Origin of the sequence: Thiomicrospira cyclica ALM1, assembly GCF_000214825.1 — a bacterium.
Taxonomy (GTDB): domain Bacteria; phylum Pseudomonadota; class Gammaproteobacteria; order Thiomicrospirales; family Thiomicrospiraceae; genus Thiomicrospira; species Thiomicrospira cyclica.
The window spans coordinates 1-24310 of the sequence record NC_015581.1 but is presented as its reverse complement, the minus strand read 5'-3'; the positions used below and the strand labels follow the sequence as shown (position 1 = coordinate 24310).

Here is a 24310-nt window from a genome sequence, read left to right as displayed (position 1 = left end):
ATACGCTCCGTTATTCAACCGAAAGCTGAGTAACGAGGGCTTTTAACGCTTGGGCGCGATGACTATGCTGGTTTTTGACCTCGGCTGACAATTGCGCCGCGGTACACTGCCATTTCGGCAAATAGAACACCGGATCATAACCAAAGCCACCCGTGCCTTCTGGCCGGCGTAAAATTTCACCGTGCCAGCGACCTAGACCAATCAAAGGCGTCGGGTCTTGCGCATGACGTACCACGACCATCGCACAAAAATAACTCGCTTGGCGCTCGCCATCGGGTACATCATGCATCATCTCAAGTAGCTTATAGAGATTTTGGGTATCATTTGCGCCCCGACCCGCATAACGCGCCGAGAAAATCCCCGGTTCGCCGTTCAATGCTGTGACTTCTAAACCCGAATCATCGGCAATCGCGGGTAAACCGGTACGGCTTGCGGCATAACGTGCTTTGATAAGTGCATTTTCAATGAAGCTATGGCCGGTTTCCACCGCCTCTTCACTAAAATAGTCCCCTTGCGGGCGCACATCTCGCCCAGGTAATAAAGCGGTCAGTTCGGCAATTTTACCGGCATTATTGGAGGCTAAAACCAAGGTGCTCATCATAGGCCTGCCTGTTGACGCCATTGGGCAAGCGCGGTTTGTTGGGCCGTAGCAATCTGCTCAATCGCCTGCTGGCCTAGTGTTAACATCGCATTAAGTTGCGGCAGATTAAAAGGTTGTTGTTCGGCGGTACCTTGTACTTCAATGCATTCACCACTTGCCGTCATCACTAAATTCATATCCGTATCGGCTTGCGAATCTTCAGCATAATCTAAATCCACCACGGCTTCGCCTTGCACAACACCGACCGAAATTGCCGCAATGGCATGACGAATTGGGTTAGTTACCAACTCGCCACGCGCTTGTAAACGGGCCAGTGCCATAACCAGTGCCACATAAGCACCACTAATCGCCGCCGTACGCGTGCCACCATCGGCCTGCAACACATCGCAATCAATCGTGAGCGTGCGCTCGCCTAAAGCGGTTAAATCCACGCTCGCGCGCAAACTTCGTCCAATCAAGCGTTGAATCTCTTGGGTACGCCCTGACGCCTTACCCGCGGTCACTTCTCGGCGCATTCTGGTATGAGTTGAACGCGGCAACATCCCGTATTCCGCGGTAATCCAACCCTGGCCCTGACCTTTCAAAAAAGGCGGCACTGAATTTTCCACACTGACATTACACAGCACCTGAGTATTACCACAGGCTACTAACACTGAACCTTCAGCATGACAGGTAAAATCAGGGGTAAATGAAATGTTACGCATAACATGAGCGGCTCGTCCACTGGGTCGCATGCCAATCCTTTAGCAAGGTCAATTTTGCATTAATTAAAATGGCGCTATTATAAACGAAATCAATGGTCCTACAGGACAAACCGGTCGATTTTTCGAATTAGCGATAAAATGCTTTTATTTGTAAGTTATTAAAAATGGCGGTATATTGCATCAAAATTTATACATTAGTGTTCGAAAACACTTTGAGACCGACTTACATACTAAAATTTCGAGGCAACAATGAAAGACTCTACAACTAAAAATATCATTAATTTCCTAATCGGATTTGTCGTCATGTTTGTAATGCCATTCGCTATCTTTATGGGCATTTATTTCAACATTTTGCCACAATCTTTGCTAATTGGCATCGGTGTATTTGGTGTTCTTGCTGCGGCAGCTTTTATCATCGGCGGCAACCTATTTATGATGTATAGCGATATCAAAACCGGTCGGTACAAAAAGCGCTCTTAATCTTAATCGTATTTTTTGCTGTACCTGAAAGTAAAACGGGGAGTCTTTTCTTAAGACTTCCCGTTTTTTGTTATCTAGTATCCGGTTATAATATACGACCGTATTAATTTTTTTTATAAGATAGCGCTCAGACTGTTATGTCAAGACCGATTGCAAAACGCCCCGCTCCTACCCCTCTGCCGAAAAGGCGCTGGCTAAGGCGTTTATTTTTATGGCCAATCTATGCCGGCTTGTTACTAACGCTACTGGTAGCTACCTATGCAGGCTATCTCTACCAAAAACTGCCTGACCCGAATAGTTTAAAAAATGTCAGCTATCAGGTTCCGTTACGCATTGAAACCAGCGATGGCAAAGTCATCACTGAAATTGGCGAAAAGCGCCGCATTCCGCTGGAATACCCCGAAATTCCTATTCGTATGATTCAAGCGATTATTTCTGCTGAGGATGACCGTTTTTATCAACATTTTGGCATCGATTTCAAAGGCATTGCACGTGCAACCTACGAACTAATATCAACCGGAAGCATTCAATCCGGCGGCTCAACCATTACCATGCAAGTGGCTCGTAATTTCTTCTTAACCCGTGACCGCTCCTTTGAACGTAAGTTTCATGAAATTATCCTTTCGCTCAAAATTGAACAAACCCTCACTAAACAAGAAATTATGGCCTTGTATCTCAACCAAATTTTCTTGGGTCATCGCTCCTATGGCGTAGCCGCTGCGGCACAAACTTATTATGGCAAACCAATCCATGAGCTTGATATTCATGAGTTTGCGATGATAGCAGGCCTGCCTAAAGCCCCTTCGGCATTTAACCCAATTGCGAATCCGGCCCGTGCTACCCTTCGCCGTAACTATGTTCTGCGCCGTATGCACGAACTTGGCTATATTACTCAAGACCAATTTACTACCGCCCTTGCACAACCTATTGAAGTGACCTTAACCGGTGTACGCATTGAAACCGAAGCCGGTTATATTGCTGAAATGGCACGTCAATTTGCTTTAGAACGCTTTGGTGAAACCGCTCTTGAACAAGGCCTGACCATTCGAACCACAATTCGCAGTAACCATCAAGATCACGCCAATGCGGCGTTACGTTCCGGCTTGCTAGAATACGATCGACGCCATGGTTATCGAGGTCATGTCGCTCAGCTCGACCCTAGCCTGCTCGATGACGCGGACGCTATCCAGGCCCTGATGCGCGAATACCCTCAGCCCGGAGGCTTACGCCTTGGCTTAGTCATGGCGGTCAATGACAGCGAAGCAAAACTGCAACTACGTAATGGCGATGTGATTGCACTTACGTTTAACCAAGCTAACTGGGCTCGAGCGGATCGCGGCTTGGACCGACTGGGCCCCGCCCCTACTCAGCTGGATCAAATTTTTCAAGCGGGTGACTTGGTCTATCTAACTCAAAGCTCAGACAATCAATGGCTGTTAGCGCAAAACCCGCGTGCCGAGGCCGCACTGGTGTCAATCAACCCGCGTAATGGCGAAATTATCGCGCTGGTCGGTGGTTTTGATTTCTTCAAAAGTCGCTTTAACCGCGTCACACAAGCCAAACGTCAGCTGGGTTCGGCCTATAAACCCTTCCTTTATTCCGGGGCGTTTGAGCTGGGTATTACCGCTGCCACCGTGATTAATGACGCGCCGGTGGTGTTTCACGATGCCGCGCTAGAAGATATATGGCGCCCAGAAAACTATACCGGTCGGTTCTATGGCCCCACTCGCGTTCGTGAAGCCTTAATCCACTCACGTAATTTGGTACCTATTCGACTGTTACAAGAAGTCGGTGTTGCACCGATTATTAACCACTCACAGCGATTTGGTTTTGATTTGGCGGAACTCAACCGTCACCGCAATTTGTCACTGGCATTGGGTTCCGCTCAATTTACGCCACTCGAAGCCGCCCGTGCCTATGCGGTATTTGCCAATGGTGGCTCGCTTATCGAGCCCTATTTTGTGCGTGAAGTACGCGATTTTAATGGTCAGGTCATTTACCAAGCTAACCCTTTGCAAGCCTGTGGTCTACAATGTGATGAACGTGATCCCGGCATTGCCCCGCGCGCGATTAGCAAGCAAAACGCCTTTATGATTACTTCGATTCTGCAAGATGTCATTGCCCAGGGCACCGGCCGCCAAGCCGCCGCCCTTAATCGTAAGGACCTAGCCGGCAAAACCGGTACTACCAACCAACAATTTGATGCCTGGTTTGTGGGCTATAACCCGGACGTTGTCACCAGTGTCTGGGTCGGTAACGATCAACCCTCCGGCTTAGGCCGTCGTGAAACCGCCGGTCGCGCGGCATTGCCCATTTGGATTGACTATATGCGTCACGCCGTGGCCGATTCACCCAATATTCCCTTTTTACAACCCGAAGGCTTAGTATATGTGCCGATCGACCGCAGTACTGGTCAAACGGTGCCCGCCGACACCCCTGGCGCATACTTTGAGCTATTTTATCCCGACCAAGCACCGGAGATCCCGGTCATACGTCCCAACAATTTACGGGACTTAACCCGAGAATTATTCCAATAATTAATTAGGACAAAACCATGAAGTTAATTTTATTAGGCGCACCCGGTGCCGGCAAAGGTACCCAAGCACAGTTTTTAACCCAACACTTCAGCATTCCACAAATTTCAACCGGAGATATGTTACGTGCGGCCATTGCGCAAGGAACTGAGTTGGGTAAGTTGGCAAAATCTTTTATGGATCAAGGCAAGCTGGTTACCGACGAGGTTATTATTGGCCTAGTTAAAGAGCGCATTACCCAAGCGGATTGTGCCAATGGCTTTTTATTGGATGGTTTTCCACGCACCGTACCGCAAGCCGATGCACTTGCGGAAGCCGGTGTGGCCATTGATGCGGTAGTTGAAATTGATGTCGCCGATGAGATTATTGTTGAACGTATGTCAGGTCGTCGCTGTCATGCACCGTCAGGTCGCACCTACCATATCGTTTATAACCCACCGAAAGTGGTCGACTGTGATGACCAAACCGGCGAACCCTTAATTCAGCGCGATGACGATAAGCCAAAGGTGGTACTAGACCGCTTAAAAGTCTATCATCAGCAAACGGCACCCTTGGTTGATTACTACCAAGCTGCTGCCGTCAAAAACGAGGCATTGCACTATATTAAAGTCGATGGCACCCAGCCGATTGACCAGGTTCAAAATAAAATTTTAAGCCAGTTAGCTTAAAATAATCGCCCACCTCAAACCGAGGAAACCCAGCTCACTCTCGAGCTGGGTAGCCGCCTCTGGCAATTAAACCACCATCGACCGTTAATACCGAACCGGTCATCCAAGCCGCCGAATCGCTGATTAAAAATGCCGTCGCCCAACCCATATCATCAACATGACCAAAACGCTGCAGCGGCATAGTTTTGGTCCAGGTAGCGGCCATTTTAGGTTCGGCTAAAATTTTCGCAGTACGTTCAACTGGCACCACCCCCGGCGCCAAACTATTGACTCGAATACCCTTTGGCCCCCACTCAACCGCCATAACTTTCATCATCGCATCCAAACCGGCTTTTGAGGCGGCATAGGCACTAAACCACTCACAGGTTTGCTGACCATGAATACTGGAGTTATTAATAATTACGCCCGGTTGCTTGGCGTCGATACAGGCTTTGGCAAACGCGGTACTCAATCGATAAGGGGCTTGTAAGTTAATCGCTATCGTGCGGTTAAAGGCCGCGCCGGTGTTATCATTTAATGCGGTGGATTTCGTAACAATACCAGCGTTATTAATTAATACATCCAAGCCATCAAACGCCGACCAGGCCTGGTGAAATACGTTTTCTAAACTGGCATAGTCAGCAAAATCACCCCACACCACTTCCACCTCGGCGCCCAATTCCGCCACAGTTTGTAAGGTTTGCTGTACGCCGGTTTCATTTCGGCAGTAGTGCAACACCAGCTTACACCCTTGTTGTGCCAGTATTTTCGCCATTCCGGCACCAATGCCACTGGACGAACCAGTTATCCATACCCGCTTACCTGCGAGCTCTGGGTATCGTGTTTGATTCATAGCACATCCTTATACAATTGAGCAAACGCTTGTCGCAGTTGTAAGCAGGCATGCTCTAGCGTCGCTGGTGGTACGGCAAGATTAATGCGCATAAAGCCACGCCCTACCTCACCATAGTTTAAGCCATCATTCAAACCCAGCCTAGCATCGTTAATTAACCAGGCCTGCAACGCGGCATGATCAGCAAAAACCTGCGGTATCAAAGGATTAAAATCTAACCATACCAAATAAGAGGCTTGCGGTTGCACAACCCGCACCGCCGGAGCCATCTCGGCAAAAACATGAGTAATGTGCGCAATATTATTTTGAATATGCTGACATAGGGCATCACGCCAAATCAAACCGTCCTTGCTATAAGCCGCTTGGGTAGCCACCATCGCAAATAGATTCAACTCATCAATTTTGACCCTTGCCGCTGCCGCTTGTAGCGCCGATCGGTGCGCTGGGTTAGCCGCAATCACATAACCAATTTGCAGGCCTGCTAGATTAAAAGTTTTACCGGGTGAACTTAGCGTCACGGTGTGTTGTGCCACCGCAGGACTTAAACTCGCCAAAGGGCAATGCGAATTCGGCGGCAAAGTTAAATCGCCGTGAATTTCATCAGACACCAGTATTACATTATGCGCTAGCGCTAACTCGGCCAATTGCGTTAACTCGGTTCGGGTCCAAACCCGACCACTGGGATTATGCGGGTGACACAACAAACATAAGCGCACATCCTCGCGCTTAAAAGCTTGTGCCAGGCCTGCTAAGTCAAAACGATAATCCGTTGCGCCAGGTTGATACAACAAAGGTACAGCAACAACATGGCGGTTGTTGCGGCTTATCGCTTGCGCAAACGGGGGATAAATCGGCGGCATAATCACCACACCCTCACCCTCTCGACTGAGCGCTTGCACCGCTAAAAACAGGCCATTCGCCACGTTGTGGGTAAACACCAAATCCTCAGGTTGACACTGATAGCCATATTGCCCTTGCCAATTCACCACGCTGGCGCACAAAGCATCGGAGGTGTGGGTGTAGCCTAAGATCGGATGACGCAAGCGCCGCTCTAAAGCTGCAATCACAAACGGCGGCGTTGGCAAATCCTGGTCGGCCACCCACATAGGCAACACGTCTGCGCGCCCAAACAAGCTTTCACACAACTCGTACTTTTCTGCTCCCGTGCCGGTTCGATCAATCGACTGGGTAAAAAAGTCCCGAATATAGTTCGCTATTAAATCTGCCCTTAATTCGGCGTTTAGACTTTCTTCTTCCACAGGGTCACTTGGCTCACAGTATGTTGATATTTACGCGCGGTTTCGCGAATCACAAACGGCAAGTCTTGTGGCGCACCGACTGGTTCAAAGGATTCCGCCAACAAGGCGTGCAGAGTTTCCAGCGTAGTCACGTTTTCACCCGATTGCGCATCTTTATAGCCGCCAAGCCAATGGGCTTTTTGGGTAAATTCTTCTAGCCAAGTATAGGGTGAACCCAGCATTAATAAACCACCGTTATTTAAACGCCCGGCTACATCATTTAAAAACCGCTTTGGCTCATACAAGCGATCTATCAGATTCATGGCCACAATCATGTCATAGCCACTAAAAATCGACTTCATGTTGGTGGCATCCTGCTGTAAAAATTCACAACGCCCCGCAACGTCCGCTAAACCTAATTGTGCCAAGGTCGTTTCTTTAAAGTCCATAATCTCACCCTCAATCGGGATGGTATAACGCAACTGCCCAGTGGTTTGGAATTGGTTAGCCACATTAATAAACCGGGCCGAAAAGTCCAAACCGACCACCTGCTCAAAGTGCTTGGCCAGCTCAAAACTGGCACGACCAACAGAACAACCCACCTCTAATACCTTTAGATTGCTACGCTGGGCTAAATCCGGATCGGTTTGAGCATAACCTATGGCTAAATCGGCATAAGCTTTGGCAAAATTGGCCACGCCAAAATACTCGTCACCAAAATGGAATTCGCAATACTGAGCCACCGCACTATCGGTTTCATAGGTGGAAAATACTTTTTGCACCGGCGCATCTGATGCAATATAACGGAAACCCGCGTGCTGGAAAAAATGGCGGCGGAAAGCATAGCGCGAGCTGCCGTTAATTTCATTGCCGGTCGAAATCCACGAGCCGCCTTTAATAATGTTGTGCTTGTTATCAAAAGTGGGGGTGGTGAAATCGTCATAAAGCGGATGCACCTTAAAGCCTTCAAACGGGTGAATCGGCGTTTCGGTCCACTGCCACACATTACCAATCACATCATAAAACTCACCCTGCTGACAGCGCGTTACCGGGCAAGAAGACGCCGCTAACTGTAAATTAATATTGGCTTGTTCAAGGCGTTGTTGCGCATGGGTATGATCGCGCAAGCGCAGGTATTCATCTTCCGACGGCAAACGAATCGGCAAACCGGTTTGGGCCGCTTTCCAACGGCAAAAAGCCGCGGCCTCTAAATGATTCACTTCGGCTGGCCAAGACCAAGGCATTGGAATTTCATTGGTCATGCAGCGTAAATACCAGGCCTGCTGTTTGCCTTCGGTTTTGCGCATCCAAAAACTGGGATGTTTTACCGGACTAAACCGGCGCCAACGATCGCCCTCTTCATCCCAAAACTCGGCAGTTTCGTAGCCACCGGCTTCAACAAACTCTAGGAATTCCAAGTTAGAAACCAGGTATTCACTGGCTTTAAATGCAGTTACATCCGCCTGATGCTGACCATATTCATTATCCCAACCATAGTGTGGTGCTGGGTCTTGGTGTTGCACCTTCACCAGACCTGCTGGCACATTAAGCAGCCGATTATGAGGCGCATCGACGCTTTGATCCTGACACACTGGAAACAGCGGATGTGGCTTAACCTGCTCAATCGGTAACTGGCGAATCAACACCGACGAGGTTTCTAAATGAATGCGCTCATGCTCAATACCCATCATAATTGGCCACATCGGGCTTTGCCAATCAATTGGCAGACTAAAAGCCACCGTGTCAATTAAGTGATTCACCGCAGCTTTGACCTGATTCCGGTATTCTCGCACCGCGGACACACTCGGCCAGTCGTAATGGGCATCGTTTAAATCATCCCACGACATTTCATCAACACCAATCGCACACATGGATTCAATGGTCGGATTAATGCGCTGGGGTAATAGTTTGGCTAGCACCAGTTTGTTGGTAAAAAAGGTCGCGGTATGGCCAAAATAGAAAATCAATGGATGGCGCAAAGAGCAAGGGCGTAAATAGAAAGTATCATCGCTGACCAGGGTTTCGAATAGTGTTTCGTAATTTTCCCAGGTTTGGTTGAAATAGGCTTTAATTTCGGCACGCTTTTCTTCCACGTCACCCTGATTAAGAAAAACCGGTTGGCTGATTAGGCTGTTAGACATCTGCATTACAGTATTTCCTTATATACGAAATTTTTGTTATTGTAACGATGAAGTTATACAAAATCTATACAGGGTAGCGCAATGAGCAGGATTCCCGGTTAGATTGCACAAATTTTGCATGGATGACCGATCATAGCAAAGTTTGCGTAGTTCATGGGCAATAAAAAACCCCGCGTGCCGAAACAAGCAGGGTTGAAGATCGTTATCAGCTTTATCGTTTTTTTTGATTCAAAGTTTTAAACCCACTTTAGCTCCCTGTCTCATCAAGTAAGGCCACTAAGCGCGCCTGATCTAGATCGATGGATTTGGGCTCTATCGCAGGTAATGACTTTTGTACTTTAGTCGATAACTGACTAAAACGTGCTACTTTGCCATACAAGCCCTGGTTACCGGCTAAAGCCGTGACGGTACTGTTGTAATGGTTGCTGGCCGCGCTTAGGCTGGTACCTAATTTATTGAGCCGGTCGGCAATCATACTGACTTGTTGATAAATCTCACCGGCTTTTTCACCTAACTCTTGAGCTTCATCTTGACTTTGCGCCAGCGTCCATAAATTTGCAACGGTACGCAAAATCGGCAATAACGTAGTGTGAGATACTAGAATAACTCCTTGATTATAACCGTCATCAAACAGGGTTGCGTCACCTTGCAGGGCCGCAATATACGCGGGTTCAATCGGCATAAACATCAGCACAAAACTAGGGCTTTTTAGACCAATTAACTGGGTGTAATCCTTGCTGGCAAGGTCCTTCATATGACGTCGAACGGCTTGGCAATGCTCTTGCAGAGCGGCAGATTTTGCCGGCTCATCCTCAGCCGACATCCAACGGTCATAGGCAATAAGCGACACTTTAGAGTCTAAAATGAGATGTTTCGCATCGGGAAGCTTAATCACAAAATCAGTACGTTTATCTTTATGCTGCCCATCCTTATAGGATTCCTGTGCGCTAAAATGGGTCGACTCAATTAATCCACTCATTTCAAGGGTGCGACGCAATTGCGCCTCACCCCACGCGCCTCGCTGCTGGGCATCGCCTTTTAACGCTTTGGTTAGGTTATGCGCCTCTTGGCTCATGCTAATGCCTAACTCCATCACTTTACGCAATTCCGCTTGCAGGCCTGCCTGGCCACGAGTTGCCGCATCGTGTACTTCATTCACCCGCTGCTGAAAACTAGACACCTGCTCACGAAAAGGTTGTAGCAGTTGACTTAATTGAGTTTGATTGTGTTGTGAGAATTGCTGCCCCTGCTGTTCAAAAATTCGTTGCGCCAGACTTTCAAATTCGTGGGTTAACGCCGCTTTCGTGCTGCTAAATTGTTCGCGCTCTTGCGCAAAATGGGTTTGGGCAGCTTCATAGCGACTTTCCAACACACGGTAATCTTCGCTAAGTTGCTGAAATTGTTGTTGATAAGTCTCTAGTGTCGCTACTTTTGCGTGCTCATCAGCATATTTAACTTTCAACAACGCCCACTGATGCCAGAGTAGTCCGATAATAAGCAACAGAAACGCCACGGCCAGCCCAAATATAATCCGTTCATCCATATAGATCTAACCCCCCTTTATAAAACTTAAACCATAGCCTACAGATCAACCTATTATGATACTGGCAGATAGGAATCTGGAACACAGAATGCGCAGCTATATGCGACATGATGCGTCGCAATAAATCGTTGTTATAATCGCTACTTAGAAAGCTAACTGTCATTAAATTTTTCACCTGCACAATTTCGACATTTTTTTGAAATACCATTTGACACCCGTAAGGCCCGTATCTATAATACGCCGACTTGTTATTTGGCTGCATAGCTCAGTTGGTAGAGCAACGGATTGAAAATCCGTGTGTCCCTGGTTCGATTCCAGGTGCAGCCACCACTCAAATTCTGAATAATGCTGATTCAGCCTTATTCGAAACGCATTGCGAGCGTGGTGGAATTGGTAGACACGCCAGATTTAGGTTCTGGTGCCTTTGGTGTGAGAGTTCGAGTCTCTCCGCTCGCACATTACAATAAACCCTCTTAATTGAGGGTTTTTTTCATCTGCAAAAACATCCACACTATAAATACAGATAGCTGACCACCGCGGCAGATAAAAACGCCAAACCAAAAAAGGCTACAAAGCCGCGTACAAGTTTCCCTTTTTCACGGTCATAAAGGCTGTAACCCAGCAAAAAACCGCCTACCGCTAATAAAAACAATGTTTCAAATCCCATCATATCTCCTTAATAACTTGCACTCATTTAGGCTAGTTTATACGCATTTCGACAAACTGACCAAGATTCATCACCCAAAAGCGGTGCATTTGTTAAAATCGTAGTTTTATTGGAGAAGATTTATGCCATTACTTGATAGCTTCCGAGTTGACCACACCATTATGCCTGCGCCCGCTGTGCGAGTTGCCAAAACCATGACATCGCCTAAAGGTGACACTATTACCGTATTCGATTTACGTTTTTGTCGTCCCAACAAAGAGATTTTAGGCGAGCGTGGTATTCATACACTGGAACACTTGTTTGCCGGTTTTATTCGTCAGCATTTAAATGGCGATGGGGTCGAAATTATCGATGTGTCACCCATGGGTTGCCGCACCGGCTTCTACATGAGCTTGATTGGTGAACCGGACGAGCAACGAGTTGCCCAGGCCTGGTTAGCGGCAATGCAAGACGTGTTGGCGGTAAAAACCGAAGCGGATATCCCGGAATTAAATGTGTATCAGTGCGGCACCTGCACCATGCATTCTTTGGATGAAGCAAAAGCCATTGCGCAAGCAATAATTGATCAAAACATCGGTGTTATGAAAAATGAAGATTTACTGCTATCGGCCGATCAATTACGCGAGCTAGGCAACGCCGTATGAGTCAACCAGCGAGTTTGCATCAAACAGCACCTATTGCTGTTATCGCGGCGATGGAAGAAGAAATTATCTTATTGCGTGAACAACTCGTTGATCGTGAAACCATCAAAATTGCTGGTTTTGAGTTTTACCAAGGCCGCATAGCGGATCGTGACGTGGTGTTGTTACGTTCGGGCATTGGTAAAGTGAATGCGGCTATGAGCACGGCTATTTTAATTGACCGTTTTGCACCACAAGCGGTCATTAATACCGGCTCGGCAGGGGGCTTTCATACCGATTTAGAGGTCGGTGATATTGTCATCAGCAGCTCGGTTTGCCATCACGATGTCGATGTCACACCCTTTGGCTATGTGCATGGGCAGTTACCAGGCCTGCCAGCCTGTTTTATTCCGGACGAAATGCTGATTGCCAAAGCCAAACTAGCGATTGAAAGTTTGGGCGAGGTCACCCATATGCACGGCTTAATTGCTACCGGTGATCGCTTTGTGCATCTTCTTGAAGACGTGGCTCATACCCGTACTAAATTTCCAGAAATGATTGCCTGTGAAATGGAAGCGGCGGCCGTTGCGCAAGTCTGCCATCAGTTTGAAATGCCATTTGTGATTATTCGTGCGCTGTCGGATATTGCGGGGAAGGAAAATGTTATCGCATTTGATGCCTTTTTAGCCCAGGCGGCAGATCACTCAACACGCGTCGTGGTCGCGATGATTAAACAATTTGAAGGATAAGTTATGGTTACACTAGGCACGCCATTTTCGGCCACAGCGACGCGAGTTATGTTGTGCGGTTCCGGCGAGTTAGGTAAGGAAGTCGTCATTGAATTACAACGCTTGGGCGTGGAAGTGATTGCGGTGGATCGTTATGCCAATGCGCCTGCAATGCAGGTTGCTGATCGCAGCCACGTGATTAGTATGCTGGATGGGGCCGCCTTACGCCAGGTTATCGAACAAGAACAACCTCATTATATCGTGCCTGAAATTGAAGCGATTGCGACGGATACGCTTGCCGAATTAGAAGCGGAAGGTTTTCAGGTAATTCCTACCGCAAAAGCGACGCAATTGACCATGAACCGCGAGGGAATTCGACGTTTAGCGGCAGAAACACTGAGGCTAACAACCTCCGCTTATGCCTTTGCGCAAACCTTTGCGGAATTTGAACAAGCCATCGCGGATATTGGCTTGCCCTGTGTGGTAAAACCAATTATGAGTTCATCCGGTAAAGGCCAAAGTGTGATTAAAAGCCAGGATCAGATTCACCAGGCCTGGCAATATGCACAAGAAGGTGGGCGCGCAGGGCAAGGTAAGGTGATTGTAGAAGGCTTCGTTGATTTCGACTATGAAATCACCCTGCTCACCATTCGTCATCGCGACGGTACGGCCTTCTGTCAACCGATTGGACATATTCAAATTGATGGCGATTATCGTCAATCTTGGCAACCACATCCGATGAGTTCAACCGCGTTAGCGGCGGCACAACAGATGGCTGAAGCGGTGACTTCGTCCTTGGGTGGGCGCGGGTTATTTGGGGTGGAATTGTTTGTGAAAGGCGATGAGGTTATTTTTAGCGAAGTATCACCACGTCCGCATGATACTGGCTTGGTTACTTTAATTTCACAAGACCTGTCCGAATTTGCCTTGCACGTACGGGCTATTTTAGGCTTGCCGATTCCCAATATTGCACAGCATGGCCCATCGGCATCGAGCGTAATTTTGCCAGAAGGCCACTCAACCCAAACGGCGTTCAGTGACTTGGATACCGCTTTAGCGGCGCCGGATACCCAATTGCGTTTATTTGGTAAGCCTGAAATTGCCGGGCGCCGTCGGATGGGTGTGGCTTTAGCCCGTGGGAACTCGATTGAGGAAGCCATTGCCAAAGCGAATGCCGTAGCGCAAAGTGTTAAGGTTCATTTTTAAACCCATCATAATCAAGTGATAATGTTTAACCGAATAGAGGAGCATGAATATGCAAATAAATGTGGGTGGTATTGATCGTATGTTACGAATTGGCGGCGGCGCATTATTAATTGTACTGGCCGCTACCGGCGTGATTGGCATCATCGGTTATATTGGCATTGTGCCGTTATTAACCGGGATATTCCGCTTTTGTCCTGCGTATTTACCGTTTGGATTAAATAGCTGTAAGACTAAATAGTTCATATCTCGGTCAACCAGGCTTGGTTTTACCATCTGGCGGCATTGGCTAGACTAGCTTTGCCAGCTTAACGCTGCCAATGCCCGCTTTTACCGCCAATCTTTTCTAGCAATTGCAGTTGATCTATCACCATGCCTTTATCAACCGCTTTGCACATATCATAAAGCGTTAGAGCCGCGACACTCGCAGCGGTTAAAGCCTCCATTTCAACCCCAGTTTGCCCCACCAGTTTACAAGTAGCCATAATGTCGATGGCACTGTCCTGCTGATTGGGAGTTAGTTCGACCTTAACCGAGGTGAGTAGCAGCGGGTGACACATCGGAATGAGGTCTGGCGTGCGCTTGGCCGCCATAATCCCGGCGATACGCGCCGTCGCCAGCACATCCCCTTTTTTATGCTTGCCCGCCACAATCATCGCAAGCGTTTCCGGTTGCATCACAATCCGGGCTTGTGCCCGTGCAATCCGTTCGGTTTGCGCTTTATCACTAACATCCACCATTCTGGCTTGGCCACGCTCATCTAAATGGGTTAATTCGTTCATAGGATCTCTCCGTTAAATTTAATGAAATTGGCTGAAGGGTAGGTATTCAATCCAATCACCGATATGCACCTGCTGGTTTTCAGCAATAATCGCAAAACCATCCGCCCATACCGTTGAGGTGAGTACACCCGAACCTTGTTTTGGAAACAAGCTTACCCAACTGCCTTGGCCATTGGTTTGTAATTGCACGCGGACATACTCTCGCCGTGCATCGGGTTTTAGCCAATTAAAATCCGCTTGCACCCAGATGGTTTGTGCTGCGACCTGTTGTTGTCCTTGCATCCGCAGTAAATAGGGGCGGGCAAATAAAGAAAAGGTGGCAAAGGCCGACACGGGATTACCCGGTAAGCCAAGAAATGGCGTATCGCCAACGCGTCCATAGGCTAGGGGTTTGCCGGGTTTCATTTGTACTCGCCATAAATCCAGTTCACCCAAACTTTGTACGGCAGCTTTAATATGATCTTCTTCACCCACCGAAACCCCACCGGTAGTTATAATCACATCCGCTTGCGCTGCGGCCTGCGCTAATGCGGTTTTCGTGGCCTCTAGATTATCAGCCACTTGACCTAAATCGACCAGTTCCAGACCATGTTGTTTTAGTAGGGTTACCAAGTTGGTGTGATTCGCGTTATAGATTTTACCCGGCTGTGGAGGGGTACCTGGGGCTAAGAGTTCATCACCCGTAGTAAAGGTGGCCACGCGTAACGGTTTATAAACGGTCAGTTGATCACGCCCTACAGAGGCAGCTAAAGCTAAGGCTTGCGGCGTTAGTCGCGTACCAGGCGCTAAAATAACATCACCTGCTGTAATATCTTCGCCGGTTTGACGAATGTATTGACCGGCGGTGATTGGCTGGGTAAACCTCACCTGCGCTGCCGATTGTTCGTCATCAGTGGTTATTAGCTCAGCAGCTTCTTGCATAACCACCGCATTCGCCCCGGCCGGAATCGGCGCACCAGTAAAGATTCGCGCGACGGTATGGGGTGTTAGTGGAGCGGGCGCCGTACCTGCCGGAATCCGCTGACTAATTAACCAGGCCTGCTGATCATTAGGGAAAGTGTCTTCAACATATAGGGCATAACCATCCATCATGGCGTTATCGTGTGGCGGCACATTGACCGGCGACACAATCGCTTCCGCTAAGACCAAACCGAGCGCATCGGCCAGTGGGCGGGTTTCCGTGGCCGTTTGAGGCTTCACTTGGGCCAACAGGTGTTCTAACGCTTGTTCTACCGTTTTCATAATCAGGTTTCACTCTTAAAAAATGGCGTTATCTGGCCAAAAAAATTCCCCGCAAGCGGGGAAAAGACAGATAAAGCAGTAGTAAATAAATAACAGAAAACTTAACTTAACCAACGCTGCATGGCTTGTTCGTCACTGAGTCGGGCATCAACCCAACGTTCACCATCAGGAGTCCATTCTTTCTTCCAAAAGGGTGCATTGGTTTTTAAATAATCCATAATAAAATGCGCCGCATGAAACGCATTTTCACGATGGCGACTGGCGACAGCAACCAATACAATTTGGTCTTTCGGCTGCATTTTGCCAATGCGGTGAATAATCAAACTCGATTCCAAATGCCAACGTTGGTGGGCCTGTTGACGAATCGCTTCAAGTGCTTTTTCCGTCATACCAGGATAGTGCTCCAACTCCAGTTGATTCACCTCATCACCCTGGTTGATATCGCGCACAGTACCAATAAAACTGACCACCGCACCGACATCGCTGTGTTGCGCGCGCAACCAGTTCACTTCCGTGGTCAAATCAAAATCGGCCTCTTGAACACGAACGAAGGGATTACTCACAACTTAACCCCCGGTTACTGGTGGAAAAAGCGCCACTTCATCACCCGCTTTTAGCGGAGTATCCGCATTGGCCATGTCTTGGTTGACGGCAATTTGTACCCGCCCTTGTTCAATCAAGGTTTCGCGCCACTCATCACCGCGTTGCGCGAGTTTGTTAAGTAGTTCACCAACCGTACCAAATTCGGCCGGCAAGCGTTCTTGTGCCTGGCCAAACTTTTCCCGAAAACTAGCAAAATATAAAATGTTTACACCGCTCATCATCATTCCTTGTCTCAGTGCATCTCGGCTCAACCACCCAGAGATACCATTTGTCTAAATTCGATATTGTGAACATTCTCACGGAAAAAGTGTCGCTCTGGCTTCATGGTAATCGCTTTAACAATCAAGGCTTCTAACTCATCGTCCGTGGCACCATTGCGCAGGGGCGAGCGTAAATCCATACCATCTTCTTGCCCTAAACACAGGGCTAAAAACCCACGTGCGGTTAATCTTACCCGGTTACAACTAGCACAAAAGTGATCGGAGACTGCGGAGATAACACCGATTTTGGCATCAGTACCCGCGATTTTAAAATTGCGCGCCGGGCCATCATGCGAGCGACTTTGGCATGGGATCAAATCGGTGCCGACATGATCTTTGACCCGTTTTAAGATGGCATCCGCCGCATAATGTTGATCCATCATCGACACACCAGCTGGGCCAATCGGCATGGTTTCAATAAAGCGCACTTCAACCCCTTTTTGAATGCCAAAATCGACCATCGCTTCGATTTCATCATCGTTGGTGCCTTTCATCACCACCATATTTATTTTGACCGGGCGCATGTCGTGCGCCAACGCGGCATCAATACCGTTCATAACTTTGGCAAGGTCGCCGCCACGGGTAATGTGCTGAAACTTGTTCGCGTCCAGTGAATCCATCGAAATATTCACCCGATCAATCGCCGCTGCTAATTGGGGCGCATGCTTGTCTAGATAATGGGCATTGGTCGATAAAGCTAAATCCACCAGGCCTGGTAAGCGTTTTAATTCTTGAGCGAACTCGGCCAGTCCCTTGCGCACTAAAGGTTCACCGCCGGTTAAGCGAATTTTTTTCACACCCAAGCGCGTAAACGCCGCAATTATTCGCGTTAACTCTTCAAATGACAAGTATTCGGTATGCTTGCCTTCCGGATGCACGCCTTGCTCAGGCATACAATACCCGCAACGATAATTACAACGATCCGTCACTGATACGCGCAAATATTCAATTTTGCGCTGGAATGGATCGATTAATTCTCCGGTATTACTCATCTTAACTCCTAAGTCAGGCTTGGCTTAAAGCTGGATCTGCCTGTTTTAAAAGCGTTGTGCACGCTTGGCTATAACGCGTAATATAATAAAAACCCGACCTAAACTCAAGGTCTAGACCGGGTTATTTATAACAAGCAGATAGAAATTCACATTGTTTGACGTAAAGAAGCTCTAATGTTTATTCCACTGTTACCGATTTTGCGAGATTACGGGGTTGGTCAACATCAGTACCCCGTATTAGAGCTACGTGATAAGCCAACAACTGCAACGGAATATTAAACGTAATCGGTGCGGTAATACGACCGACGTTACTAGTAGTTTTAAGCACTTTAAATGAGCCATCCGATTGAATGTTAGACGCCTCATCTTCAAATACAATCATTTGACCACCGCGTGCATTCACCTCTTGCAAATTAGATTTCAGCTTTTCGAGCAAATCATCATGCGGCGCAATCGCAACAACTGGAATCATTTCATCAACTAGGGCTAGTGGGCCATGTTTCAGCTCACCCGCCGGGTAGGCTTCCGCATGAATATAGCTAATTTCTTTGAGTTTCAATGCGCCTTCAAGCGCAATCGGAAACATAGTGCCGCGTCCTAAAAACAGAGCATTATGCTTATCAGCAAAGCTATTGGCCAATTGCTGAATCGACGCCTCATGCGTGAGTGCATTTTGAATCAAGCCGGGTAATTTTTTTAAGCCCGCCACAATTGCCGCCTCACGTTTGACACTCAGCGTTTTATGACGTTTACCCAACACCATCATCAATAGCGCCAGCGCAACCAATTGAGTGGTAAAGGCTTTGGTACTGGCAACACCGATTTCTGGTCCGGCATGGGTTAAAAAGGTCATATCCGATTCACGAGTTAGGCTCGACTCGGCGACATTACAGATACACAGAGTCGCTATCTGGGTAAATTGACGTTGCTTAGCCTGCTGCTTAATCAATTGTAAAGCGGCAAGGGTGTCGGCGGTTTCACCCGACTGGGATAGAGTCACAAACAGCGTCTTATCTTGTAACACGGGGTTCCGATATCGATACTCACTGGCTACCTCAACTTGACAAGGTAGACGAATAATATCTTCTAACCAGTATTTTGCAACCAGGCCGGCATGGTAACTGGTACCGCAAGCCACAATTTGCACCTGGGTTATCTGATCGAATAGGTCAGCTGCCTGGAACCCAAAAGCTTCGGTAATCACTTCTTGGTCAGTAATTCGGCCTTGCAACGTATCAATCACCGCCTGCGGCTGTTCAAAAATTTCCTTATGCATAAAGTGGCGATGATTACCCAATTCAACCGCTGCTGGATTTAGGCTGGACTGCACCATCGGGCGCTCTACCACCTCACCAGATGCGTTGTAAATAACAAACCGATCGCGGTAAATATCCGCGATATCGCCTTCCTGCAAAAAGATAAAGTTTTGTGTGACCGGTAACAGCGCGGTAACATCCGATGCAATGAAATGCTCACCTATACCAACGCCTATCACCAAGGGACTGCCTTTACGGGTCGCAATTAAACGACCCGGCTGATCTTTGGCAACAATCCCAAGTGCATAAGCACCATCAAACTGAGCGACAGTCTGAGTAACCGCATCTTTTAAGTCCAGGTCTGACTGATAGGCTAAATAAACGCTATGTGCGATAACTTCACTATCCGTCTCCGACGCAAAGGTGATGTTTTGTGCCATTAGTTGCGCTTTTAAGGCCTGGTAGTTCTCAATGATACCGTTATGAACCACTGAAATAAGATCATGACTAGTATGAGGGTGAGCATTTCGCTCGGCCGGACGACCATGAGTGGCCCAGCGCGTATGTGCAATACCGGTTTGCCCATATAAATTGGGCGCTTGTTGCGCAATGGTCTGTTCAAGTGCCTGGATTTTTCCTTCAGCACGGTAGCGGAGTAATGTTTGACTTTCATCAATCACCGCAAGTCCTGATGAATCGTAACCCCGATACTCTAACCGCTTCAGACCGGCTAATAAAATTGGGACTAAATTTCGTTCAGCCACCCCGCCAACAATTCCGCACATAACCCAATTATTCCTCGATGAAAATTGCTTTTAGTTTACCACGCGCACCTAAACTTAGCAGTCGGTCGACGTAATAGTTAAGCAAAAAAAACCGCAGATTAACTGCGGTTTATTAACCCTAACGTGGGGAGCATAAGAATTAGCTCCAGACCTCGTCAGTAATACTACGATACCAACCACGCGTGTAGTTTGCTTCAGTTCGGCGGTATTCTGCATCAGCATCGCCCGGTGAAACTCCTCCAGCACCCTGTACAGCAGCAATCTTTCCATCAACGATGTCATAGATTGCCGCAACAGAAATGGCATAGTCTGGTGTTACAAGTGAGTAACACGTATTGACATTTTTCGCCCAAATAGGCTCTTCGCCTTGCATTGCTAAAACAATATTGGCCGCAGTAGCCTTAGCTTGGCTTACAGCGGAATGGCCAGATTTTGGCATTGGGCTGGCAATAGAAGCATCCCCAATCACATGGATATTTTTATGAATAGTTGATTCAAAAGTAATCTGATTAACCGGACAGAAACCAGAGTCATTAGTCAAGCCGGTCGTTTGAGCAAGCTTGCCTGCACGCTGTGGTGGGATATAGTTAACGACATCACCTTTAACTTTTCCATAAGCAGCATCGATGGTTTTACCAGCTACATCAATGCTATTCAAACGACCGCCATCATCCATTGATACCCATTCAATCATCTGACCGTAGTTAAGCTCCCAACCCTTTTGGAATAAACCCTGTTTAGAGAAGGCATTTTTTTGGTCTAGGATTAGAATTTTAGACTTAGGCTTATTATTTTTAAGATAATGCGCAACCATCGCTGCACGCTCGTAAGGTCCTGGTGGGCAACGGAATGGATTTGGTGGCGGTACCATTACAAATGTACCACCGTCTGGCATGGCACGCAGTTGATCACGTAATAGTAACGTTTGCGGACCGGCTTTGTAGGCATGAGGCATAGCTGTTTCAGCGGCTTGCGAAATGCCCGCATGTACGTCCCATTTGAAGTCAATACCTGGTGACATAACTAAACGGTCATAACTCATGGTTTTACCACTCGCAAGGGTTACCGTCTGTTTGGCCGGATCAACATTGGCCACCATTTCATGAACCACATTAATACCATTTTTCTTAGCGGCATCATAGTTGTGGGTGATTTCATTCATTTCAGTGAAACCCGCCAAAACCCAGTTAGAGCCAGGGCACGTTACATAGGTGGTATTAGGTTCGATCATTGTTACATTTAATTCTGGATTATAACGCTTTAAATATTTTGCGGTTGCACCACCACCAAAGCCACCACCAATGACGACAACATGTCCAGCACCTTTACGACCTGTCGTTTCACAACCTGACAAGGCAAATGCTGTTGGCATAGCAACACCTGCCGCCGCCAATTGGATGGCCTGACGACGCGATAATTTTAATTTTTTCATAATATGCTCCTTATTGTCCTTGTAAACCAATGTAATTTGCCATTAATTCGATTTCTTCATCGGTGTAACCACGGGCATGACGATTCATAATCGTGCCCTGACGTGTACCATCACGATAGGCTTTCATTTGGCTGATTATAAGGGAAGCGGGGTAGTTAGCCAGCGGAATGATTTCTGCGTTATCTAATCGACCATCATAGCCATGGCATGAAAAACAACTATTAGCTAGGAGTTCACCGCGATCGACCGCATGGGCGCTAGGAATTACAAATAAACCTATAAGTAGACCAGCAAGAGGTAGGAGTTTCTTATTCATTTTTATTCCTCTGTATTAAATTCAGGCTCGCTATTTGAATATACCTTTAACCATCTAGCTAAGCCAATTAGTATTTTAATCCATGGCTATAAGCATAGCTTATAGCCATGGATTAACTATAGTCGCATTGGCATAACAACATGTTGTGCCGTAATTAGACCGTCAGCGGTCGAAATTAAACACGAACTGCTATTATCTTTTAAACTTAGAACAATATGATCATCTTTCACCGCTTGAATAACATCCAAGAGGTAACTTACATTAAAGCCAATTTCAATTTTATCGCCAAGATAGTCTATTGCCATATCCTCATTAGATTCATCTTGCTCGGTATTTTGCGCATGAACCGTCAATAAGTTGTTATCAATAACCATTCTTACGCCTTTAAAGCGTTCATTAGACAAAATGGCCGCACGTTGTAATATGGCACGCAACAACTCTCGGTCAGTTTGTACGGCAACTTCATTATTCTGCGGAATAACTCGACGAAAATCGGGATAACGCCCTTCAATCAACTTACAAGTAAACACTATGTCGGCTAACTTTACAGTAAGGTAGTTTTTCGCAAAAGCCAGCTCAACTAAATCATCAGATGCTTGTAGTAATTTACCAAGCTCAACAATACCCTTACGCGGCACAATCACTTGCATGGGTGTTAAGCTTGCAAAGTCGGCCTCTAAGGCGGTGGTTGACAGACGATGACCATCCGTTGCTACTAAACGCAAAGCCTGTGGGCTGACATCAAACAGCATCCCATTTAAATAAAAACGCACATCTTGCGATGCCATAGCAAAACTGGTTTGCGCTAACATTTGCTTTAATTGGGCTTGGCTCATTTGCAAGGCAAGCTCAACCCGCGATAAATCCAAGTGCGGGTAGTCTGCAGCGGGCAAAGTCGATAATTTAAATGAGGAGCGTCCTGCTGTGAGCGTACAACGTTGTGCTTCAAAAGTGAGATTAACACTAACCCCCTCAGGTAAGGAGCGCACAATCGTTAATAGCTTTTGTGCCGGTAGTGTTATGTCAAAGGCATCGCCCTCAAGCTGATCAATGACCACTTGTGCGCGACTTTCAATTTCTAAGTCTGAGCCAGTCAAGGTGAGGTGCTGACCATTAATCTGTAGCAGAAAATTGCCTAAAACCGGCATAGTTTGGCGCTTTTCTACAACGCCAGCGACTGTTTGTAAGCCTTTTAAAAATTGTTCGCGATTTAAAGTTAGTTTCATTGATAGCGCCTCAAGAGGTAATAATTCTGACTAGTTTACTAAAATCTTCATCGATCACATGATCCGTGTCACGCATACTTTTGATGGTTCGCACAGCGTGCAACACCGTCGTATGGTCACGACCACCAAATGCATCACCTATTTCAGGCAAACTATGGTGAGTTAACTCTTTGGCTAAGGCCATAGCTACCTGCCTTGGACGAGCGATATTACGTGAACGTCGTTTCGATAACAAATCCGCTACCCGCAATTTATAGTAGTCTGCAACGGTTTTTTGAATATTGTCCAGAGTAATCATTTTTTGCTGTAACGCCAACAAATCTTTCAACGCCTCTTTAACCAACTCAACTGTAATAGTTTGTTGAGTAAACTGGGCATAAGCCACAATGCGTTTTAATGCCCCTTCGAGTTCACGCACGTTACCGCGCAGACGCTTGGCAACAAAAAAGGCGACATCTTCAGGTAGAGCATAATTGGCCTGTGCCGCTTTTTTCATCAAAATCGCCACACGCATTTCAAACTCCGGCGGCTCAACCGCGATTGTCAACCCCCAACCAAAGCGGGATTTAAGGCGATCTTCAAGACCATCTACCTCTTTGGGGAATCGATCCGAGGTCAAGATAACCTGCTTATTTCCTTCTAATAAGGTGTTGAAGGTATGAAAAAACTCTTCTTGCGATTGTTCTTTGTTGGCAAAAAACTGAATATCGTCAATCAATAACGCATCCAAGGAGCGATAAAACCGCTTAAATTCTTCAATTTTATTATGACGCAGCGCATTAACCATATCGGCCACAAAACTTTCCGAATGCAGGTAGGCAACACGGGCGTTGGGATTCTTCTCTAACAAGGCATTTCCAATGGCATGCATTAAGTGGGTTTTACCTAAGCCAACACCACCGTAAATAAAAAATGGGTTATAACTGCCACCCGGATTTTCAGCGACTTGACGAGCCGCCGCCGCCGCCAACTGGTTGGCCTTACCTTCAACAAAATTATCAAAAATATAATTTACGTTCAGCTTATGTTTGATCGTTTTTTTATTGGTATCAACACGCAGCTGAGCAGCTGGTTGAGCCGGAGCGATCGCTATTGGCGTTGGCATAGTTTGAGTCACAGGCTCATCAAAATCATAATCACCAATTTCCAGTTTCACCTGTGGCGTATCCTGTGGCGCGACCTGAGCAACAGCTCGTTGAATATTAGGCATCAGCTTGCGATTTACCCAATCAAGAATAAATGGAGTGGGTGCTAGCAATCGAATAACGCTCTCATCTTCGATCACTTTAAGTGGCCGAATCCAACTATGAAACTGCTGCTCATTTAGATCTTGCTCTAAGAATTTTAAACTTTGTGTCCAGACGTGACTCAAATCATCGGCTCCTTTTATTGTGTTCATTGACCGATTTAGGGGATAATTGCGCTATGGATTTAATTGTAACTGTGAATAACTTTAA

General features: G+C 47.1%; 24 protein-coding genes and 2 tRNA genes. 9 read left to right on the top strand and 17 right to left on the bottom strand.

Going from position 1 to position 24310, the window contains the following annotated elements:
* Nucleotides 1-10 precede the first annotated feature (10 nt).
* Complete coding sequence (gene rdgB, locus THICY_RS00130; protein ID WP_013834589.1) at nt 11-601, bottom strand: RdgB/HAM1 family non-canonical purine NTP pyrophosphatase; 591 nt, start codon at nt 599-601, stop codon at nt 11-13.
* A complete protein-coding gene (rph, locus tag THICY_RS00125; protein ID WP_013834588.1) occupies nt 598-1335 on the bottom strand; it encodes a ribonuclease PH in 738 nt (245 codons plus the stop codon). Before rph ends, rdgB begins: the two co-directional genes overlap by 4 nt.
* 219 nt (nt 1336-1554) lie before the next feature.
* Here rph and THICY_RS00120 point away from each other — a divergent pair, with 219 nt between their 5' ends.
* From THICY_RS00120 to adk, 3 genes are all read left to right on the top strand, one after another.
* Nucleotides 1555-1785 carry a hypothetical protein gene (locus THICY_RS00120; protein WP_013834587.1) on the top strand — a complete coding sequence of 77 codons (231 nt, stop codon included), beginning with the start codon at nt 1555-1557 and terminating at the stop codon, nt 1783-1785.
* 137 nt (nt 1786-1922) lie between these two features.
* The gene (locus THICY_RS00115; protein ID WP_013834586.1) at nt 1923-4322 is read left to right on the top strand and encodes a penicillin-binding protein 1A; all 2400 of its coding nucleotides are present in this window, start codon (nt 1923-1925) and stop codon (nt 4320-4322) included.
* 17 nt (nt 4323-4339) lie between these two features.
* Complete coding sequence (gene adk, locus THICY_RS00110; RefSeq protein ID WP_013834585.1) at nt 4340-4987, top strand: adenylate kinase; 648 nt, start codon at nt 4340-4342, stop codon at nt 4985-4987.
* A 34-nt stretch (nt 4988-5021) separates the two neighbouring features.
* Here the strand turns inward: adk and THICY_RS00105 are convergent, their stop codons facing one another.
* The 4 genes from THICY_RS00105 to THICY_RS00090 all read right to left on the bottom strand — a co-directional run bounded on the left by THICY_RS00105 (nt 5022) and on the right by THICY_RS00090 (nt 10741).
* Nucleotides 5022-5819 carry an SDR family NAD(P)-dependent oxidoreductase gene (locus THICY_RS00105; RefSeq protein ID WP_013834584.1) on the bottom strand — a complete coding sequence of 266 codons (798 nt, stop codon included), beginning with the start codon at nt 5817-5819 and terminating at the stop codon, nt 5022-5024.
* On the bottom strand, nt 5816-7078 hold the full coding sequence (locus tag THICY_RS00100) for a pyridoxal phosphate-dependent aminotransferase (protein ID WP_013834583.1): 1263 nt from the start codon (nt 7076-7078) through the stop codon (nt 5816-5818). Before THICY_RS00100 ends, THICY_RS00105 begins: the two co-directional genes overlap by 4 nt.
* Nucleotides 7060-9204: a 5-histidylcysteine sulfoxide synthase gene (gene ovoA, locus THICY_RS00095; protein ID WP_013834582.1), complete on the bottom strand. Its 2145-nt coding sequence runs from the start codon at nt 9202-9204 to the stop codon at nt 7060-7062. Before ovoA ends, THICY_RS00100 begins: the two co-directional genes overlap by 19 nt.
* Nucleotides 9205-9445: 241 nt before the next feature.
* On the bottom strand, nt 9446-10741 hold the full coding sequence (locus tag THICY_RS00090; protein ID WP_013834581.1) for a DNA recombination protein RmuC: 1296 nt from the start codon (nt 10739-10741) through the stop codon (nt 9446-9448).
* Between the two features lie 254 nt (nt 10742-10995).
* Between THICY_RS00090 and THICY_RS00080 the strand changes: the two genes are divergently transcribed.
* Nucleotides 10996-11071: transfer RNA gene (locus tag THICY_RS00080), tRNA-Phe, on the top strand.
* Nucleotides 11072-11116: 45 nt separating this feature from the next.
* A tRNA-Leu gene (locus THICY_RS00075) sits at nt 11117-11197 on the top strand.
* Between the two features lie 55 nt (nt 11198-11252).
* Here THICY_RS00075 and THICY_RS08735 read toward each other — a convergent pair.
* Nucleotides 11253-11411 (bottom strand): hypothetical protein, encoded by a 159-nt coding sequence (locus tag THICY_RS08735; protein ID WP_157862702.1) that lies wholly within the window; start codon nt 11409-11411, stop codon nt 11253-11255.
* 119 nt (nt 11412-11530) lie between these two features.
* Between THICY_RS08735 and luxS the strand changes: the two genes are divergently transcribed.
* The 4 genes from luxS to THICY_RS00055 are packed head-to-tail and all read left to right on the top strand — an operon-like array spanning nt 11531 to nt 14200.
* Nucleotides 11531-12052, top strand: coding sequence for an S-ribosylhomocysteine lyase (gene luxS / locus THICY_RS00070; protein WP_013834579.1), 522 nt, complete (start codon nt 11531-11533; stop codon nt 12050-12052).
* Nucleotides 12049-12777 carry a 5'-methylthioadenosine/S-adenosylhomocysteine nucleosidase gene (gene mtnN / locus THICY_RS00065; protein WP_013834578.1) on the top strand — a complete coding sequence of 243 codons (729 nt, stop codon included), beginning with the start codon at nt 12049-12051 and terminating at the stop codon, nt 12775-12777. The genes luxS and mtnN overlap by 4 nt, the downstream gene beginning before the upstream one ends.
* Before the next feature lie 3 nt (nt 12778-12780).
* A complete protein-coding gene (gene purT, locus THICY_RS00060; protein ID WP_013834577.1) occupies nt 12781-13962 on the top strand; it encodes a formate-dependent phosphoribosylglycinamide formyltransferase in 1182 nt (393 codons plus the stop codon).
* Nucleotides 13963-14011: 49 nt separating this feature from the next.
* Nucleotides 14012-14200 (top strand): YgaP family membrane protein, encoded by a 189-nt coding sequence (locus tag THICY_RS00055; RefSeq protein WP_013834576.1) that lies wholly within the window; start codon nt 14012-14014, stop codon nt 14198-14200.
* 67 nt (nt 14201-14267) lie between these two features.
* Here THICY_RS00055 and moaC read toward each other — a convergent pair whose 3' ends face one another.
* The 10 genes from moaC to dnaA all read right to left on the bottom strand — a co-directional run bounded on the left by moaC (nt 14268) and on the right by dnaA (nt 24225).
* Nucleotides 14268-14741 carry a cyclic pyranopterin monophosphate synthase MoaC gene (gene moaC / locus THICY_RS00050; RefSeq protein ID WP_013834575.1) on the bottom strand — a complete coding sequence of 158 codons (474 nt, stop codon included), beginning with the start codon at nt 14739-14741 and terminating at the stop codon, nt 14268-14270.
* An 18-nt stretch (nt 14742-14759) separates the two neighbouring features.
* Entirely contained in the window at nt 14760-15983 is a 1224-nt protein-coding gene (locus THICY_RS00045; protein WP_013834574.1) for a molybdopterin molybdotransferase MoeA, read from the bottom strand.
* Between the two features lie 101 nt (nt 15984-16084).
* Nucleotides 16085-16546 carry a molybdopterin synthase catalytic subunit MoaE gene (gene moaE / locus THICY_RS00040; protein WP_013834573.1) on the bottom strand — a complete coding sequence of 154 codons (462 nt, stop codon included), beginning with the start codon at nt 16544-16546 and terminating at the stop codon, nt 16085-16087.
* A gap of 3 nt (nt 16547-16549) precedes the next feature.
* Nucleotides 16550-16804: a molybdopterin converting factor subunit 1 gene (gene moaD, locus THICY_RS00035; protein WP_013834572.1), complete on the bottom strand. Its 255-nt coding sequence runs from the start codon at nt 16802-16804 to the stop codon at nt 16550-16552.
* Nucleotides 16805-16833: 29 nt separating this feature from the next.
* Nucleotides 16834-17838 carry a GTP 3',8-cyclase MoaA gene (moaA, locus tag THICY_RS00030; protein WP_013834571.1) on the bottom strand — a complete coding sequence of 335 codons (1005 nt, stop codon included), beginning with the start codon at nt 17836-17838 and terminating at the stop codon, nt 16834-16836.
* Between the two features lie 178 nt (nt 17839-18016).
* The gene (gene glmS, locus THICY_RS00025; RefSeq protein ID WP_013834570.1) at nt 18017-19879 is read right to left on the bottom strand and encodes a glutamine--fructose-6-phosphate transaminase (isomerizing); all 1863 of its coding nucleotides are present in this window, start codon (nt 19877-19879) and stop codon (nt 18017-18019) included.
* A 139-nt stretch (nt 19880-20018) separates the two neighbouring features.
* On the bottom strand, nt 20019-21311 hold the full coding sequence (locus THICY_RS00020; RefSeq protein ID WP_013834569.1) for an NAD(P)/FAD-dependent oxidoreductase: 1293 nt from the start codon (nt 21309-21311) through the stop codon (nt 20019-20021).
* Nucleotides 21312-21321: 10 nt separating this feature from the next.
* Entirely contained in the window at nt 21322-21627 is a 306-nt protein-coding gene (locus THICY_RS00015; protein WP_013834568.1) for a c-type cytochrome, read from the bottom strand.
* Nucleotides 21628-21743: 116 nt separating this feature from the next.
* The gene (dnaN, locus tag THICY_RS00010; protein ID WP_013834567.1) at nt 21744-22853 is read right to left on the bottom strand and encodes a DNA polymerase III subunit beta; all 1110 of its coding nucleotides are present in this window, start codon (nt 22851-22853) and stop codon (nt 21744-21746) included.
* A 10-nt stretch (nt 22854-22863) separates the two neighbouring features.
* Nucleotides 22864-24225, bottom strand: coding sequence for a chromosomal replication initiator protein DnaA (gene dnaA / locus THICY_RS00005; protein WP_013834566.1), 1362 nt, complete (start codon nt 24223-24225; stop codon nt 22864-22866).
* Nucleotides 24226-24310: the final 85 nt, after the last annotated feature.

Coding starts and splice junctions, on each gene's coding strand:
- rdgB (WP_013834589.1), bottom strand. CDS start 601: ATGATGAGCACCTTGGTTTTAGCCTCCAATAATGCCGGTAAAATTGCC.
- rph (WP_013834588.1), bottom strand. CDS start 1,335: ATGCGACCCAGTGGACGAGCCGCTCATGTTATGCGTAACATTTCATTT.
- THICY_RS00120 (WP_013834587.1), top strand. CDS start 1,555: ATGAAAGACTCTACAACTAAAAATATCATTAATTTCCTAATCGGATTT.
- THICY_RS00115 (WP_013834586.1), top strand. CDS start 1,923: ATGTCAAGACCGATTGCAAAACGCCCCGCTCCTACCCCTCTGCCGAAA.
- adk (WP_013834585.1), top strand. CDS start 4,340: ATGAAGTTAATTTTATTAGGCGCACCCGGTGCCGGCAAAGGTACCCAA.
- THICY_RS00105 (WP_013834584.1), bottom strand. CDS start 5,819: ATGAATCAAACACGATACCCAGAGCTCGCAGGTAAGCGGGTATGGATA.
- ovoA (WP_013834582.1), bottom strand. CDS start 9,204: ATGCAGATGTCTAACAGCCTAATCAGCCAACCGGTTTTTCTTAATCAG.
- THICY_RS00090 (WP_013834581.1), bottom strand. CDS start 10,741: ATGGATGAACGGATTATATTTGGGCTGGCCGTGGCGTTTCTGTTGCTT.
- THICY_RS08735 (WP_157862702.1), bottom strand. CDS start 11,411: ATGATGGGATTTGAAACATTGTTTTTATTAGCGGTAGGCGGTTTTTTG.
- luxS (WP_013834579.1), top strand. CDS start 11,531: ATGCCATTACTTGATAGCTTCCGAGTTGACCACACCATTATGCCTGCG.
- mtnN (WP_013834578.1), top strand. CDS start 12,049: ATGAGTCAACCAGCGAGTTTGCATCAAACAGCACCTATTGCTGTTATC.
- purT (WP_013834577.1), top strand. CDS start 12,781: ATGGTTACACTAGGCACGCCATTTTCGGCCACAGCGACGCGAGTTATG.
- THICY_RS00055 (WP_013834576.1), top strand. CDS start 14,012: ATGCAAATAAATGTGGGTGGTATTGATCGTATGTTACGAATTGGCGGC.
- moaC (WP_013834575.1), bottom strand. CDS start 14,741: ATGAACGAATTAACCCATTTAGATGAGCGTGGCCAAGCCAGAATGGTG.
- THICY_RS00045 (WP_013834574.1), bottom strand. CDS start 15,983: ATGAAAACGGTAGAACAAGCGTTAGAACACCTGTTGGCCCAAGTGAAG.
- moaD (WP_013834572.1), bottom strand. CDS start 16,804: ATGAGCGGTGTAAACATTTTATATTTTGCTAGTTTTCGGGAAAAGTTT.
- moaA (WP_013834571.1), bottom strand. CDS start 17,838: ATGAGTAATACCGGAGAATTAATCGATCCATTCCAGCGCAAAATTGAA.
- glmS (WP_013834570.1), bottom strand. CDS start 19,879: ATGTGCGGAATTGTTGGCGGGGTGGCTGAACGAAATTTAGTCCCAATT.
- THICY_RS00020 (WP_013834569.1), bottom strand. CDS start 21,311: ATGAAAAAATTAAAATTATCGCGTCGTCAGGCCATCCAATTGGCGGCG.
- THICY_RS00015 (WP_013834568.1), bottom strand. CDS start 21,627: ATGAATAAGAAACTCCTACCTCTTGCTGGTCTACTTATAGGTTTATTT.
- dnaN (WP_013834567.1), bottom strand. CDS start 22,853: ATGAAACTAACTTTAAATCGCGAACAATTTTTAAAAGGCTTACAAACA.